Annotated in this window: 9 protein-coding genes; 3 read left to right on the top strand and 6 right to left on the bottom strand. The window is 54.2% G+C overall.

Annotated features, from left to right (window positions below; translation table 11 throughout):
• Positions 1 to 1,035 (top strand): FecR family protein (locus HOC_RS15530; RefSeq protein ID WP_206741586.1); only part of this gene is annotated, 1,035 nt, incomplete at its 5' end.
• Positions 1,036 to 1,174: 139 nt separating this feature from the next.
• Positions 1,175 to 3,982, top strand: coding sequence for a TonB-dependent receptor (locus HOC_RS15535; RefSeq protein WP_084146373.1), 2,808 nt, complete (start codon positions 1,175 to 1,177; stop codon positions 3,980 to 3,982).
• Between the two features lie 201 nt (positions 3,983 to 4,183).
• Here the strand turns inward: HOC_RS15535 and HOC_RS15540 are convergent, their stop codons facing one another.
• The 6 genes from HOC_RS15540 to HOC_RS15565 form a co-directional block, all read right to left on the bottom strand.
• On the bottom strand, positions 4,184 to 6,499 hold the full coding sequence (locus HOC_RS15540; RefSeq protein ID WP_156950510.1) for a TonB-dependent receptor: 2,316 nt from the start codon (positions 6,497 to 6,499) through the stop codon (positions 4,184 to 4,186).
• Positions 6,429 to 7,583, bottom strand: a complete 1,155-nt coding sequence (locus HOC_RS15545; RefSeq protein ID WP_051624982.1) for a DUF917 domain-containing protein — start codon at positions 7,581 to 7,583, stop codon at positions 6,429 to 6,431. Before HOC_RS15545 ends, HOC_RS15540 begins: the two co-directional genes overlap by 71 nt.
• Complete coding sequence (locus HOC_RS15550) at positions 7,580 to 9,166, bottom strand: hydantoinase/oxoprolinase N-terminal domain-containing protein (RefSeq protein ID WP_035540295.1); 1,587 nt, start codon at positions 9,164 to 9,166, stop codon at positions 7,580 to 7,582. Before HOC_RS15550 ends, HOC_RS15545 begins: the two co-directional genes overlap by 4 nt.
• 186 nt (positions 9,167 to 9,352) lie before the next feature.
• Positions 9,353 to 11,959 carry a winged helix-turn-helix domain-containing protein gene (locus tag HOC_RS15555; protein WP_162174874.1) on the bottom strand — a complete coding sequence of 869 codons (2,607 nt, stop codon included), beginning with the start codon at positions 11,957 to 11,959 and terminating at the stop codon, positions 9,353 to 9,355.
• 186 nt (positions 11,960 to 12,145) lie between these two features.
• Complete coding sequence (locus HOC_RS15560) at positions 12,146 to 14,677, bottom strand: ABC transporter permease (protein WP_035540298.1); 2,532 nt, start codon at positions 14,675 to 14,677, stop codon at positions 12,146 to 12,148.
• The gene (locus HOC_RS15565) at positions 14,674 to 15,339 is read right to left on the bottom strand and encodes an ABC transporter ATP-binding protein (RefSeq protein ID WP_035540300.1); all 666 of its coding nucleotides are present in this window, start codon (positions 15,337 to 15,339) and stop codon (positions 14,674 to 14,676) included. Before HOC_RS15565 ends, HOC_RS15560 begins: the two co-directional genes overlap by 4 nt.
• Positions 15,340 to 15,403: 64 nt before the next feature.
• Between HOC_RS15565 and HOC_RS21875 the strand changes: the two genes are divergently transcribed.
• The gene (locus tag HOC_RS21875; protein WP_162174875.1) at positions 15,404 to 16,132 is read left to right on the top strand and encodes an arylesterase; all 729 of its coding nucleotides are present in this window, start codon (positions 15,404 to 15,406) and stop codon (positions 16,130 to 16,132) included.
• Positions 16,133 to 17,323: the final 1,191 nt, after the last annotated feature.

Below are 17,323 nucleotides of genomic sequence, written 5' to 3' on the forward strand. Positions count from 1 at the left end.
TCTGGTGGATCACCCCTGTGGGGCAGGCCAACGGCCCCTGAAAACATGGCGAAGGTCAAAGAAACCGCTAGGCATTGGGTGGTATATCTGCATTCCGGCCATACGGAGCCAGAACAGCTGGCCAAGCTGGAAAAGTGGGTGGCTAGCGACCGTCACCATGCGGAGGCCTTCCGGGAATTTGAACAGCTATTCCAGGACCTGAGTCACCCCGGTTGGGTTGCCAATACAAAGCCCCTTCCCCCTCCCCCATCGGAGCGATCAAAGTTTCCGAAGTGGCTTCAAGCATCAGCCCTTGTTCTGGTGGTCGGATTTTTCGGCGTGGGCTTTGCTTTGCTTTCTTCCGGAGAGTTGCCGTCTCCCACAGAAACTGTGTTCCAAACGGCAACAGCCGAATTGCGCGACATCCATCTTGAGGACGGAAGCATTATAACGGTCGGCGCGCGGTCCCGTCTTGAAACCCGGTTTACGGATGCGTTTCGGATTGTCTCACTCTCTGAGGGACAAGCATTCTTTGACATTGCACCCGATACAGGCCGCCCCTTCTATGTCGAAGTTGGTACAATGATGGTGCGCGTTGTCGGCACAAAGTTCGATATCAAGAACGATGATGGCACGATGCGCATCGCTGTCGCTGACGGGATTGTTTCCGTTATGAAGGCGGATGCCCCGAGCGCGATTGAGGGTGCCCTTCAAGACGTCGACAAATCCGTCCTGTATGCGGGCGACCAGCTTCTCGTTTCATCAATGAAGAGGGCTCCAGAGAAATCGACAGTCGAGCCGGAGAAAACATCGCCTTGGCGAGAGGGATGGCTGTCTTACGAGAATGCCAGCTTGAGCGAAATCGTATCCGATCTGAACAGATATAGAGACGCATCGATTGTGCTGGCAGACCCTGCTTTGGGAGATCTGCGGATCACAGCCGCCTTTGGCGTGGACCAAACTGATCAGTTCATTGCAGTACTCCATTCAACGCATGAAATCAGCCGACGCGAAGGCCCCAATGGCCAGGTCATACTTATCCATGACGGCGCGTAACGCGCCGAGATGCGGAATACTGCATCTTTTATGAATGATTTTGGATAATTGGCGCGCCTCATTCCATCAATCCCATAGCGACGGTCGGACATGGACTTTGGTTCCCGGCCGCGAGCGATCACATCAATGAGGATAAATCATGCGCAAACGTGCTCTGACTACCATTTCCAGATATATGCTGGCGGGATCCATATCTGCCATAGCACTGCAAACCTGCCTTGCTCAGGCGCAGGCCGATCAGTTGAAAACAGCTGACTTCCAGATCGAGTCGCAGCCTTTGGCCAAGGCGCTCCTGAAATACTCAGAGCAATCGCGCAGGGTTGTTGTTGTCTCGAACGATCTGGTCACGGGAAAAAAATCAGCTGCAATCCAGGGCGACCTACCTCCCGAAGAAGCACTTGCTCGCATGCTTGACGGGACGGGTCTGATTTGGACCAACGATCAGAATGGCTCGATTGCTTTGCGTTCCGTCAGCGAACAAGTCGAACCGGCGCAGGAGGCCCCTGCCCCTTTTGAAGTGGCTCAGCTGGATGCGCCTCAACCGGCTCCCGTCGCTTCCGCAAAATCGGCACCTGAAACTGACGAGACGAAATACCAGGAAACAGTCATCGTCACGGGCCTTCGCGGCGCGCCGAGAAGCGTCATTAATAGCCCAACCCCCATTGATGTTATCAACAACGAAGACTTGGCACGGCTTGCGGGCGGCATGCCCCTTCGCGACGTGCTTACACAGCTTGTCCCATCCTTTCAGTCCGCAACGGTCGGCAGCTCTTCGTTCGGCAGCGTAACCCGCCCGGCAGGTTTGCGTGGCCTCTCTGGCGTACACGTGCTGGTTCTTGTGAACGGCAAGCGGCGTCACAACAGCTCGATTGTCGACTTCAATTCCGGGGCGACATCCATGGGTGGCAACCCTGTTGACCTCGACCTCATTCCTGCCAGCGCAATCAAGCAGATCGAAGTGCTGCGAGACGGCGCTGCAGCGCAATATGGCTCCGACGCGATCGCGGGCGTCATCAACATCATCCTCAAGGACAATGCCGAAGGCGGCCGCTTCACCGCAGAAACGGGTCAGCGCTACGGCAAGGATGGTAGCGGTTCTGATGGTGAGACCTATCAAGCAAGCGTGACCAAAGGCTTCGCAGTCGGAAATGACGGCTCCCTGACCCTGACGCTTGATGGCAAAAAGGCAGAGCCAACCGTCCGTAACTCGCCTATTACGGCCAAGCTTTACGACAACCTTCCTGACGGTTCGCCAGACCCGCGCGAAACGACTGCTAATCGCCGCACTTACCAGGGCGGCTTGCCACGTGTTTCGGAAGTGAAGGCTGCCCAGAACCTCATTCTTCCATTCGATGGCTACGAACTATATTCATATGGCACGTTTGGATATCGGGAAGCCGAGGTAGGTCAGGCCGGTCGGCGGCCTAACAGCAACCAGAACATCCTTGAAATTTATCCGGATGGATACACACCATACTATACGCTCAAGGAAACCGACTTCGAGATCGTCGGCGGCGGACGCGGCACAATCGGCGGCTGGGATGCGGACTTTAGCTCGGTTTTCGGTCGCAATAAGGCTGAAAATGGTTCGACCAATTCACTGAACGCCTCGCTTGGCCCGAATAGCCCGACTGAGTTCACGACCTTCACGTCTTATTTCGACCAGTGGACAAATAATGCCGACTTTACGCGTGCGTTTGCGATGCCGCAGGGTGGATCATTGCAAACGTCATTTGGCGCTGAATTTCGTCACGAAAAGTACGAAACCAAGTCCGGTGAGGAAGCTTCATATGAAAATGGCGGTTATTTCTACACGGATGGTTCGCTCGCAGGCAGGCCGGCCGCCGTTGGCGCCCAAGCCGCGATCGTCGTGACACCTGAAGACGAGGCCGACCTCTCACGCAACGCGTACGCCGCCTATGTCGATCTGGCCTATGATGTGACGAGTAAACTGCTTCTCACCGCAGCTGGCCGATTTGAATCCTATGACGACAGCGCAGGCGACGTCCTCAGCGGCAAGGTCAGCGGCCGCTATGAAATGACGGATTGGCTCGCCCTTCGCGGCGCGGCAAGCAACGGCTTCCGCGCGCCCTCGCTGGCGCAGCGAGGCTTTGCCCAGTCATCCACTTCTGTAAACCTCGTGAATGGCGAGTACATTCCGATCCTGTCGAAGACCGTACAGGTGGAATCCTCGATTGGACAGGCTCTTGGCGCTAACCCGCTAAAGCCCGAAAAATCGGTCAATCTAAGTGCTGGCTTTACACTCACGCCCCTGGCGAACCTGGACATCAGCGTCGACGCTTACCGAATTGATCTTGATGACCGCATCACGCGCACCGGCCTCCTCTCGGGAGCTGGTGTGTCCACCATACTGGTCGCCAACGGGTTCTCCGGCGATCAATATGTTCGCTACTTCACGAATGCCATCGACACCCAGACAAAGGGCATCGACGTCGTTGCAACATATACATACGACACGGACCAATATGGCGTCTTCCGCAGTACCCTTGGCTACAACCATAATGAGACCGAGATCACACGGATTGCAGAGAACCCATCCGAGCTCGCCGGCCTAGGTCTGACGCTGTTCGACCGGCAGTCGCAAGGCTGGTTCACGGAAGGGCCGAAGTCGAAACTTATTCTCGGCGTCAACTGGACTAAAGGCCCTTATGGCTTGAATCTCAAGGAGACCCGCTACGACAAGTTCACCTCGCTGAACAACAACTCGGCGTTCGACCAGAGCTATGGTGCAAAATGGGTAACGGACCTCGAAGTATCTTACGGCCTTTCAGATGATGTTAAGCTGTCGGTCGGTGCCTATAACCTGTTCGATGTCTATCCTGACGAGAACACGGTCTCCAGTTCGATTGGTATCGCACCTTGGGGCGCTGGACCATTCGGCCACTATGGAGGCTACTACTATGGCCGCGTCACCGTCGACTTCTAGACCGTCGTGAACATATACTAAAAGGAATAAACCAGGCCTCTTACTCAGAGGCCTGGTTTTTTAAGTCTTCAAGACAGCAGGCCAAGAACCGAGAACATTCGAGTTTACGCAAACTCTATCTTCAGTGCGGTCTTTCTACAGAGTACATATCAGGACGCTTTGACCCCACATTCTCGTCAGATCCAGCTAAATTCTCTGAATCTAGAACTTGTATTTCAGATCAACACCATAAGTGGCAGGCCGCGCCTGCGACCCGAGATCGAACGGGGCACCTGCATATTCAGATGGGTTGAAGTCGGCATAATATTCTTCATCGAGAAGGTTCTTGCCCCAAATTGATGCCGACCAGCGCTCGCCTTCAAGCGACGCCCTCAGCGACACAAGATTGACCGGATCGCGCACATCGACATTGTCGATCTGCCAGAATTTCTCACCCTGATATTCGTAATCCACTCGGAACACTGCGCTGAGATTTGATCTAACCTGCTTGATATACTGGGCGCCAAGGTTGAATGACCATTCCGTTGTCTTGGGTGAGTGCGAGCCAATGACTTTGGAAATGTCGACGCCCGATGCTGTCAAGTAAGACTCCAGTTGGGCATTCCCGATAGATTTGATTTCAGAGTCTGTGTAGCCGACGCCGCCGGTGACCGTGATCTGATCACTGAGGCGATACTGAACGTCCGCATCGAAGCCGCGCATGTCCACCTTGTCGAGATTGGAGATGATTTGCGACACAGTGCTGGCGTCGACAAAGAAGAACTGGAACCCGTCACTCTCAGAAGCGAATGCAGCAATATTGAATGTACCGTCACCATTTGCGAAAGTGCTTTTCAAGCCAAGCTCATAATTGGTGAGCATCTCGTCGCCGAATGAATCCAGAACGACTCCTGGTGCATTGAACCCACCAGACCGAAAGCCTGTGCTGTAAGTGGCATAGCCCAATACATCCGGAGTGATATCGTAGCTGAGCGTCACTTTCGGCTGGAAAGCATCGAAGGTCGTGCTTCTGCCTGATCCTGCAGCGCCCGGCATATTCTGATTGCGCTGATCTTCGTCATAGCGCGCACCAACCTGCAGGGTCGCACGTTCGCTCAAGTCAAACTCGGCCTGACCGAACAGGGCCCAGGCTGTATTGTCGTTATCTTCGCCCCGATCAATGATGATGACGCCATTCTCGAACTGATCAAGCGATCCATTGAGATCGAGAAAGCCGCGAGTCAGGAGACTGCGATCGGTCTGCAGGTAGTACGCACCGGCGATCCAACGGAAAGCGCGCGTGTCCGGAGAGACAAAACGCAACTCCTGACTCATGAGCTGGAGCGAGAGGTTTTGGCCCTGACCCAATTCGCCAAAAGGGCCAAATGTTGGTTGCGTTGGATTCGAGAAGTCCAAGTCCGACCGATAATCTTCATTGAGGTCGGTATAACCGAGGATATACGTCGCCGTTGCGAATCCCATATCCAGCGTCGCCTTACCGCTAAGATCAGTAATATCTGCCTTCGTTACGCCAGCCAGGCTGGATCTCGGCTCAAACACATCATTTGAGTTATTTCCTGACCGAAAATCCGGGTTCAGGGTGCTGTTGACGACTGCATCGTAAGCGGCACCAGCTTGCGCATCATTATAGGAAGCGCGCAGGTCAAGAGAGAAGACTTCGTTGGGCGTATAGGCCAGTTTGCCCCGTATGGAATAGTCGTGATCGACATCATCTACCGTGCGGCCAAGATACGTGTTCTTTATAAGGCCGCCGGTCTCATAGTAAGAACCAGAGACGCGGAACAATAACTGGTCTTTGACGACAGGCCCGCTGATGCCTGCGTCCATCCGGTAACCGCTGCCGTTCGACAGGCCACCCGCGACAAAGCCCTCAAACTCATTTGTGGGTTGCTTAGTTACGATATTAATTGCGCCCCCGATCGCATTGCGACCGTAGAGGGAGCCTTGTGGACCTTTGAGCACCTCAATCTGCTGCACATCGAACAGCGGCATCTTAAATTGCTTCTGGCTGTTCTGCGGCACGCCATCGACAATGATGGCGACAGGCGAGTCGGCATTGTTGATCTGCGTCACACCGCGTACGACAACAAAGCTGTTGAGATAGGTGAAGCTGTCATCGAACGTGAGGTTCGGCGTGAGGGCAATGAAGTCTTCAGTTGAACGGATGCCGGCATCTTCGATGTCCTGCGCCGTGAACGCCACGACGCTATTGGGAACTTCCTGCAGCTCCTGTTCACGGAATTGCGCCGTCACAGTGACTGTCTCCAACGTACGGCTTTCTTCGGTAGTCCTGGCAGCGCCATCCTGCGCATAGGCGTGCAAGGGAGTAGCAAGAGCCGTGAAGCTCAGAATGCAGGCGGAATAGAGAAGTCGACTCTTCAGGTTGGCTTGTTTCACGTTCTGGTTCCCCATGGTGGATTGGATAAAATTCAGTGCGCAGGATCGGCTAAGTCGTGAGTTCCTCGATCGGCGTGAAGTCAAAATCGAGCCCGAAACAACGGGGATGGATGAATTCAAGGGCTTGTGGAGTCTTGAGCAATTTTGGCGCGGCCGCAGCAATCACCTTCACACGCTGACCATAGCGAAGGGCTTCAGTCGGAATGGGCTCTGCCGTTTCCCGATCCACAATCGTGATCAAATCAGGCACGACCGCCCGCAAGATACCGTTTTCGAGGGCAACCAGATTTTCATTCTGGAACTGGACATCCATTGCGCCCGATGTCCCATTCAAGCTTTCAATCTTGCAGTGACCGATAGAAAAGCCCGCAGTTGTCTCTCGGCGCAGATCGACAATCTTGCCATCAAACAAAATACGCGCATGGCCATAAATGGACGACTCCGATAGCCGACGGACAAGCCCCCCCACCGCATCGCCTGCTCGCCTACCAGCCACAATCGCACGCCCGATCTCAAGCGCTTCCGTAAGCGTGTTGTGGACCGTCGCACGCTTAACCTCAGCGCCCGTCATGGGGTAACCAGCGACTATACAGCTCAGCCCCATATTGATGGCCACAGAACGCACGAAATCCTCAGCGCGCTTGGCCGTGCCGGTCTCGATTATCACGGAATTAAGGTGTTCATCGACGATGACGAAAGGTGTCGCACGCACACCTTCAAAGTTCATGACCACCATCTGAATTTCAGGAAAAGCGCGCCCCATGCCGTCTGCATTCAGGAGAGGCAGGCCCAGGCGCGCGGCAGCGACGATGGGCACGGTCGAATTAACGCCGCCGATTTCCGCCGGCATGAGGGCATCTATCGGCCTCCCCAAACGCTCGGAAAGACGCATGACAGCAAGGTCGATGTCGGCACCGGAAGCTGCCTTTTCATTCAATACAGTCGGCGCGCCAAGCATGGCGACGAATGCAACGGTGGCATCATCATCCAGCGAATTGACATCGATAATTTTCGGATGACCAAATTCGCGGATCGCATTCTGCGCCATTAAGCGCCCAATATATGGATCCCCGCCACCGCCCGTTCCAAGAAAAGCGGCACCTCTGGCAAAATCGTGCAGATCGTCTTCCGAAAGGGTGAGCTCTCCCGAACCAGAGACATCAAGTACCGATTTGAGTTCAGTTAGATTTGGAGTCAGGCTCATCGTTGGTTCACTCCCGCAGCGGCCAGATCCCCCGCAACCTTCACTCTCAAACGGACCGCGCCGCCCGGTACATAGGCCAGCGGCAACTCTTCGATATCCATAATTTCGAGACTGTCGGCGCCAGCCCCAGCGGCTACCGCACGCGCCTTTGCACTTGCGATGGCATCTTCCATCGCCGCTTCGCGGCCCTCCACATCGTAAGAATAGACCTTGTCGGTTTCGCCGCCGATCTTTGCAATGGAGGCGCCGATAGCATTGGCGACGCCAGCATCCGAATGCGTCCGCACCTCAGAAATTCCCTTTAGTTCACGATTGATAAGGACTGAACCACCGCCGACAAGAACAAGTGGGGCCGCATCCCCGCTGGTTTTCATCCTGTCTAGACCGGCCTCAACAAGGCGGTGCATCTCCGTCACACCATCCTCGATCACACGCTTGTCCAGTCTGGCTACCCGCGACCGGTCTCCTATATCCGCATATCCAGCTGCAACCGCGAGGTCGGTCGCAGTAAGTGTCTCGCCACCAAATACCACCGCTTGCGTTGTGATATTATATCCGACGGATTGCGGACCGATCTGAACTCCGCCACCTTTGAGCAGCGTGACGATACTCCCGCCGCCCAGCCCAAGTGCGATTATGTCAGGCATCCGGAAGTTTGTGCGCACACCGCCAATATCGACCATGACTGAAGACTCGCGGGGAAAACCATTACTAAGCACGCCGATGTCGGTCGTCGTACCGCCAATGTCCGCCACAAGCGCATCTTTCAGGCCAGACAAGTAGGCTGCGCCGCGCATAGAATTCGTCGGACCAGATGCGAAGGTCAGAACGGGATACTGCTCGACGAAGTCAGCGCTCATAAGCGTGCCGTCATTCTGGGATACATAAAAGGGAGCCGCGATCCCCAGTTCCTCAAGCGCAGACTTGAAACCTGTGACGGTATCCCGCGCCAGCGTCACGAGGCTGGCGTTCATGATTCCCGCATTCTCCCGCTCAAGCAGACCAATCCGACCGATACGGGAAGACAGCGTAATCGCGCAATCGGGGTGCTCGTGGGAAATAATCTCGGCAGCACGCAATTCCATTGCATCGTTCACCGGTGCGAACAGAGCTGAAAGCGCGATTGAGTTCAGGTTTCTCGACTTGAGCTGGCGAGCAGCATCGGCCACAGCGAGTTCATCCAGATCGGCATTGACCCGGCCGTCATACTGGTAACCACCGCGAACCGTTATTGTGTGGCCGCCCAAGACGCCGGATATATCAGCTGGCCAATCTGTCATTGGAGGCAGGGCCTGCGCTGCCGGCAGGGCTATGCGGATGACACCGACAGAATCGAGACTTCGGCGCTGTACAAATGCATTCGTGAAATGGGTGGTTCCTATTGAGACGAAGGAAACGTCAGAGGCGTCGGCGCCACCAGACGCAATAATTGCAGAAATCGCCTTTACGATACCCTCACGAACAGAGCGTGTAGTCGGTGACTTTGTGGAGGCAATAATAGCTGATCCACACATCAAGACAGCGTCAGTATTGGTTCCACCAACATCCACACCGATACGAAGGTTTTTATGACCTGTTTTCAAATGTGTTCGCTGCCTTCGACATAAAATTGGAACTCTTGAAGGCAAACGCTACGACAAACACACAAAGGAGTGTCGCTGGAATGTTAGTAGGCCGCGTACAAGGTTAGTAGTTCGGCTTTCAAGATCGGTAGTTTTTCGGCAGTTTTGCGAAAGGGTTTAGTGTGCGTCTTTGTCGACGGCACTTACCTATGCATCTAGGACACCAAGGGCCCTGGCCCTGCGAACAGCTTCCTGCCGCGTGTGCGCATTTAGCTTCACATAAACATTCTTAAGGTGATAGCGGATTGCATGCTCGGTTACTCCGATGGAAAGGGCAATCTGTTTGTCGGTCTGGCCCCTTTGAAGCTCGCTGAGAACGGCGCGCTCTTTTTTCGTGACGAGCGATTGCTGCTCTTGCCCTGTTAGCGCTTTCTTCCCAACTTGGCTGGCTGACAGTTGAGCCATCAAGTGCGGAAGCTTCATGTGCAAGCCAGCATCTTCGACACGATTCTGCAGCGCAGATCCGATAAAGAGTGTTGCCCGTCCAAAGCAATTCTCTGCCAGACACATATCAAGAATACGAAGGTCTGCCTCGGCCTGACTTATCGGTCGTGAGAGCGCGAGCAAAGCACTCATACGACTTGCGACCCGCAGGTTGCCTTCAGAGAGTTGCCTATCCCGAAATGCCGTTATTCGTTCAAGTGACGGCGTTATCAGCCCCGCATTTGCGAGGTGGAGGTGCAGCTCGCACTCCACCTCTACAATTCGCCACGGAATGATTTCGAGGTCACCGACGAAATCCATTTCTTTTGCATTAGATGCATAAGCGGCTAGATCAATACCCTCGGGACCAAATTCCAGGAGAGACAGAATTGTTCGATGAGTCACGCAAATACGGCTGAGAGACGCTATCGAATTCCGCACGGAAAATTCTTGCGCGAGATCAAGCACATGCAATGCATCATCAATGTTTCCTGCAACGTAGCTTTGCTCCGATAAAGTCCTGAATGCACCGGCGTAGATATCGATCCAGCCCTCTGCTCGTAGCAAACGCGCAACGAGGTTCTTTAGTCGCGGAGCATTCTTTAGATCATAAGGCGAGTGTTCGTGATACGCTTCGATGGAGATGACGTCGCTTAGGTATTTTATACCGCTGTCAAATGACAGCTCCCTCCTTAGCAGGTCTGACACCTGTTTGAATTCAATGTCGCCACGGTCAGTCGAGTGCATGAATGAGTGGATCATGGCGAGATGGAGGTGGATATAGACCTCCCCATAAACAGAGCCCGAAAGATCAAAAAACTTCAAGGCTTCATGCGCAAACTGTATGGCGTCCTTAAGGCGTCCCGCCTGATGCGCGGCGAAGCATTTGAACGTCAGAACGAAGCCCTCGAAGTGCTCCAAGATTGCATCGGACTGCCGAATTGCCTGCTCTATTCGTTCGACATCGTCATCATCAATCTTGGCCCCACTGTATACAGCCAGAACCACCTTCGCCACGGCGCATGAAACTGAAAGGAACTCATCCGAGGCAATCCTTTCCGCATGTCGGGAAAGAATGTCTGCGTATAGAGTCGCAGCGTCCGATTGCTTTCCTGTCTTCATAAGGATGATACATCGCATCAATGCTGCGGTCGGTGACTTTTGTATGATCTCCGGCCCCAAATACCTGTCGATAGCCCTGAACTCGATCAGCCCTTCCTGCACCCAGAGGCCAAGGCCGCCTGTATCCTCAAGAATGGTCAGAAGAAGCATCTCGTCGCCAGCCGCCAAGGCGTGCTTCACGGCGCGAACATGGTTTCCGTTTACGGAGTACCAATACGCAGCCTTTTTCTGCAGGGCGGCATATCGCTGCGGCGCCTGATTCTGCATGGTCTGCTTCAGGTATTCTCGCATCATGGGGTGAAGACGATATCCCGCATTTTCACCGGACAGTGGTGCAAGAAAGGCTTCAAGCTTCTCCAGTCTGCCCATGAACTGGTCATTATCCTGACCAAGCACGTCGGATATGGCTTCGTAAGGAATTTCATCGAAGATCGAAGCCTCCAGCAGGAAGCGGCGCAAGTCGGCCTCAATGCGGTTCAGGATTTTTTGCTCGAAATAGGTGGTGATAGCCATGTCGCGATAGCTGGCTTCATCAATATGTCTAATATCAAATGTGCCCATGTCAGAAGCAGTGAGCAAAAGCCGGATGAGGACAGGCCATCCCTCTGTGCGCTCTCCCAGCCGCTCGATCTGGCGCTGGGTAAGCCGCCCCTTCCATAAGCGCATCATCTCCTGTTGCCCAAACCGCAACTCATTTGGACCGAGGCGCGAAACCAGTCCACGGTGATCAAGGTCGACAGTGCTTATTCCAGCTGGTTCGCGCGATGCGACGATGATGGTCGCATTTTCCGGTAACCGGGCAAGCAGTGAAGGAATAACATCCCTCTGCACAGATAGCGAAAGGCGCTCAAAATCATCTAGCACAATCCGGACAGGTCGACTTGTGCGCTCGATACATGCCAAAAACCGATGGATCGCCTGTTTCGGATTCCCGTCCGTGCTAAACTCGAAATTCAGAAGTCCGGACTGGGTCATGTCAATCCCAGCGATATGTGCCGAGTAGGCGAGATAGGCGATGAATGTCTCGACATCGTCATCTTCGTCTATAGACAGCCAGCATACCGTCACATCTGACTGTTTACTTTGGTCCCGCCACTCACTGAGCAGGCAGCTCTTTCCGTATCCACCCGGCGCTTCAAGTATAATCAGGTTGCCCTCGGCACCACTTTCCAGCCGGCTTATCAAATCAGTTCGGCCGATTACCGACATGAGTTGTCGTGGGGGCGTCACCTTAGAACGCAGGAGCCAAGGGGCTATATTGGTCTCAATTGGAGGCATGACCGCACGCTTCACAGGAGTCAGCCAGCCGTCAAGCTCTCACGCACTTACCACTGCGAAACACAGCGAGATATAGGCAGATAAAACATCAATCATAAGGAGAACCATCTGCTGGTCTCAAGGCATGCGGAGTACCTGCGCCGGCGTTCTTGAAAGCGTGGCAAGGCCCACTGCCGCCCCCCCCACTGCAGAAATGGATACCGACGCGATTAGAATGATTAGTGTCTCAAACCATGGGAAATTCCATGTCGCCTCGAAAGCATAAACAACAATAGGATAAGCCGCCGCCACGCCAATGCTCGACCCGATGAGAGCCGCTGCACCACCCGCAAGCGCAAATTCGCTGGCATAGAGCCCCAAAACCTGCGTCCGTTCCGCTCCAAACACTTTAAGCAAAGCCGCCTCGGCACGGCGTTTCCGGGCGAGCGCCGCAAAGGTTCCGAGCAATACGAGCAAACCGGAAAGAGTTACGATGCCAGCAGCCGCATTAACGGCAACCGCAATTTGGCTAAACAAGCGCGCAGCCGTTTCAAGTGCCTGACGGGTGTGGAATACGACGACCTCGGGCATGGATCCACCTAGCGCAGCGACTATGCTTGCTTCAGTTTCCGGGGTGGTTTTCGCAATGGCGACAAAAGCCGGATTGGCCGCCTCCAGCGTTCCCGGAGAGAGAATGAAAACAACATTTGAACCAATACTGAATGTGCCCCACTCGACTTTCCGCAAAGATGATACTGTGGCCGTTAAATCTCTACCGAAGACGCGAAACTCTATAGTGTCGCCGACACCCAGCCCCATCCCTTTGGCCGCATCAGCCTCAACCGACACCTTTAGTGGGCCTGTATAATCTGCGGGCCACCATTGTCCTTCTGTGAGTATGGTTTCCGGTGGTTTGTTTGCCAGATAGGTGATTGTTGTCTCGCCGCGAACAACCCAACGCTCAGATTCGGCAATCTCTGCCTCTATAACCGGCGCGCCCCTCAATGCCGTCACCCGCGCCAATATGAAAGGCGCCTGGCGGAACGTGGTCTCATCAGCCGTATCCAGGCCTTGCGATTTCACTAGCGCATCAAACTCATCAATGCGGTTGGACGGGATTTGAGAGAAAACGACAGATGGTGCATTTGATGGCGCAGTCTGACTGATCTGACGTAACAGGTTTGCTTGTACAGCCGCAACAAGCGTCAACAAGGCCAGCCCCAAGCCCAGAGCTGGCACAATAGTCGGTGCCAGTGATCCTGGCCCCCCCAAATTCGCGAGCGATAGACGCCGCATTCCGGTCGCGCCAACTGATGCAATTCGAGCAAGGCGCTTAACCAGCCATGCTGTTGCGACGAGTAGAAGGAGTGTGAGCGCAGCGCCACCTAGCACGAGCGCGGTCAGTCCCGGTCTATAGCTTGATGCAATTGCCAAACCGCAAAGGAGCATCCCGGAAATTATCGCCCCAATCCGCTCAATCCATGGAACCGAAACACGTTCATTGTCAGCAAGCCTCCGGAACAGGGCAGACGGGCGAGTTGCACGCGAACGACCGATTGCTGGAAGTGCAAACATCGAGGCGGCAAATAAGCCAAGCACTAGCGCCTTGATAAGAGGGAGCGGGTACACACCTAACGCTTGAGGAAGTGGGATCGCGCTTCCCGCAAAATATGACAGCAGGAATGGGACCGCTGCGCCCAGCGCCACACCAGCCAAAGCGCCAATGAAAGCCAGGGCACCCAGCTGTAGCATGTATGCCGCCCTCACTGTTGCTGCTTCAGCGCCGAATACCTTCAACACAGCGATAGACCCGATACGAGTATCGAGAAATGAGCTGGTTGCCTGCGCTACACCCACGCCCCCAGCGATCAGTGCTGCGATACCAATCACGGCGAGAAAACTGTTCAACGTATTGAGGAGTGACTTCAGACCATCGACGGAGTCTTCCGGCGTTCGGATACGCATCGTGCCTGCGCCGAATTCACTCTCGAATTGCTCTTGCGCATTCTCGATCGTAATTCCCTGCTTGAGAATGACACGGAGTCCCGAACGGAACAATTGTCCAGGAGTCAGACGATCCGCTTCGGCCAATGCCTGAAGGCTCACGATGGCTTCAGGCCCAAACGTTCCCGGTGTACCAATGCGATCAGGAACGCTCTTCAGCTCAGCAGTCACGATTGCATCGAGGGGACCAAGCCGTACCGCATCACCAATGCCGATGTCGAAATCCTCAAGAAAAGACTTGCTGACGGCGACACCCCATTTGTCGCCGTCTTTACGCAAAGCTGACTGCAGTGTTTTGGCGCCTCCAGCCAAACCGGCTGCGCCCAGCAAAGGATAGTTCACGTCAACCCCGCGAACATCCACCTGTTTCCGGGTGTCCGCAACGCTCCCCATGACGTCGAGAGATACAGTTTCCGAAACTATTCCCAGCTGCGCGATAAATGTCCGCTCATTTGCGGTCGCAAGCCTTTGCGAGGCGGCAAAAATCACATCGGCGCCAAGGAGGTTGCGCGACTCCGCATTCAGGCCGCGTGTAAAGACTTCGGTTACCGACCCTGAACTTGCGATAGCGGCGGTCCCAATGGCGAGACATGCCAGATAGATCCAGAAGCCCCGGAAACCGCCAGACAGCTCGCGCAAAGCGATCTTTACTGCCACACCGCTCATTCGATGCGCCCGTCGCGCATGTGCACCACACGCGCGGCCCGCGACGCGAATTCAGTATCGTGTGTCACCAGAACCAGCGTCGTCTCCCTGTCACCTGTAAGTGCAAACAGGAGATCAGCAACACCTCGGCCCGATTCAGCATCAAGATTTCCAGTCGGTTCATCAGCGAAGATGACAGCGGGGTCACTCGCGAGAGCGCGGGCAACTGCAACCCGCTGCCGCTCTCCACCCGACAATTGCCCGGGATAATGTAATCGCCTGTGTGATAGGCCGACCCGCTCCAACCACTCATCCGCACGAGCCTCTACGCAGTCCAAGCCTGCAATTTCCAAGGGCGTTCGCACGTTGTCGAAAGCTGTCATGGTTTCGAGCAGGTGAAACGATTGAAATACCATGCTGACCCGCCCTCGGCGAAGACGCGCCAGCCGGTCTTCGCTCAACGCCTCTATCCGTTCGCCAAGCAACGACACCTCGCCTCGGCTTGGCTTTTCAAGGCCAGCTGCAACGGAAATAAGCGACGACTTGCCTGAACCTGATGGCCCTACAATCGCAACGCTGCTGCCCGACTGAATGTCGATGCTTATATCCTTCAGGACATCCAGTGAGCCATCGGCTGCGGCAAATGTCAGCCATACGTTCTTCATTTCGAGCGCACTCGTCATTCACTTCGCCTTCCATGATGGCAGCGCACATTGCCAACCCTTGGCCGCCTGTCTATCGATAGGTATGATGTCAGTCGAACGGACAGGATTACAAGGGACGAGGTGGAGCGGCATCATCGCCATTCTCTTCCATGCGTCTATTCTCGCTGCTTGTGGTGCGCCTCCTGCCAACGTGCCAGCTGAACGAGCAAATCAATCACAGGAATCAACTCCTCCTGCTATTCCAGCGTCAGGGCCCGTCGTGGTTTTCCTGGGTGACAGTTTGACTGCCGGGTTTGGCCTTGCTGCGGAGGAAGCTCTGCCAGAGCAGGTCGCCAATGTACTCAAGGCTGAAGGCATTGAAGCCCGCGTTGTCAATGCTGGTGTATCCGGCGATACGACTGCTAATGGCCTTGCGCGGTTCGACTGGAGCGTGACGGCTGCCAATGCTGATATGGTTGTGATCGCACTTGGCGCCAATGACTATTTGATGGGAATTACTCCTGAATTAGCGAAACAGAATTTGTCCGCGATCATTCAGAAGGCCAAGGATAATAATATTGACTGCATACTGGTAGACCTTCAGCCTCGCAGCGCCATGGAGGAAGGCGGCCGCGATGCTGCCTTCGCTTCAATCTATCCTGACCTAGCCGCACAATTTGGTCTGATATACTATCCATCCTTGATGAATGGTGTCGAAAACCAGCCGGACCTTCTTCAGTCCGATGGGCTCCATCCGACTTCGCAAGGAGTAAGGGTGATGGCGGAAAATCTCGCACATTTTCTTGAGCCAGTCATAGAGAGATACGAATAGGTACCCCGGTCATACGCGAGAGACCGTTGAGAGAAGAAAGCTTCTGTGCGATTTGGAAAGCTCAACTCCAATGGTTCGCTTTCGTATTGAAATGCAGCTGCAATTTCGCCCTCGTGACCATTAGAGTTGTAGCTGTGACAGGCTCACTCGGCATGGAAGCATACACCTTTCAAGAGTAATTAGGAACAAATCAAGCACTCATTTCGACATAAATGTTCTTGATTTGTTCTTTTTTCCATGCGTGTATGTCTGCGATCTTTAGAGGCATTGACCATGCAGACAGCGACCCAACCACGCCGCACACCACCTGCGATCATGCCTAAGCATGGCTTATTCTTTGGGATAATGATCCCTCACATTGAAAACGAACAATTCGCAGCATGCTTCCAAAGCTTTCAAACGACCCACGGTTTCACAAACAGACCTATAGGACCTGATCGCTTGCATATGTCTTTATACCACATTCATGCTGGCGACGAGCTCGGTGAGGGAGAGATTCAAACTGCGATCAGAACGGGCGACGTCATTCGTTTCAGACCTTTTCCTGTAACGTTCGACAGAGCCCTCACGTATAGAAATACAAAATCGAAAATGCCTTTTGTTCTGGCAGCTCCAGACAGCGCAGATCCTGTCAATGGATTACGCTTCCAGCTTGGGCGCGAGCACTCAAGATTGAGGGGAAGCCTCGGCCACAGACATCGGCCCATACAACCTCATGTTACGCTTATTTGGGACCGCATAAGCGTTCCGGAGCATTCCATAGAACCACTGACCATGATCGTTGATGAATTTGCACTTGTACATAGTCATATCGGTTTCTCAAAATACGATGTTCTAAAACGATGGCCACTTGCATAGCCGTAAAGACCCCTCCGAGCCCTTGAAGCTTACCCCACCCCTCTCCGTCTTCATCCGAATTGTAATAACTCATGAACCTTGCCCAACTCAGATCCAAAGGCCTGATTGGCTCAGTCAACGTAGAACCGGCAACCGATGCAGAATTCCCCTATGGTCTGGGGACGCAGGGCCTACATGAAGTAGTTGACGAAGCTTTTGGTGATAGGGCCGCCGCAACCGGATTCGTCTTTACAGCAACGAAACCTATTCGTCAGGAGGCTCTCTTCTGGATATCACAAGCTAGCACCCGGCGAAATTTGGGATGCCTTTCCGAAGCTGCGCTGCAGGAAATGA

It is taken from the genome of Hyphomonas oceanitis SCH89, from assembly GCF_000685295.1.
Classification (GTDB): domain Bacteria; phylum Pseudomonadota; class Alphaproteobacteria; order Caulobacterales; family Hyphomonadaceae; genus Hyphomonas; species Hyphomonas oceanitis.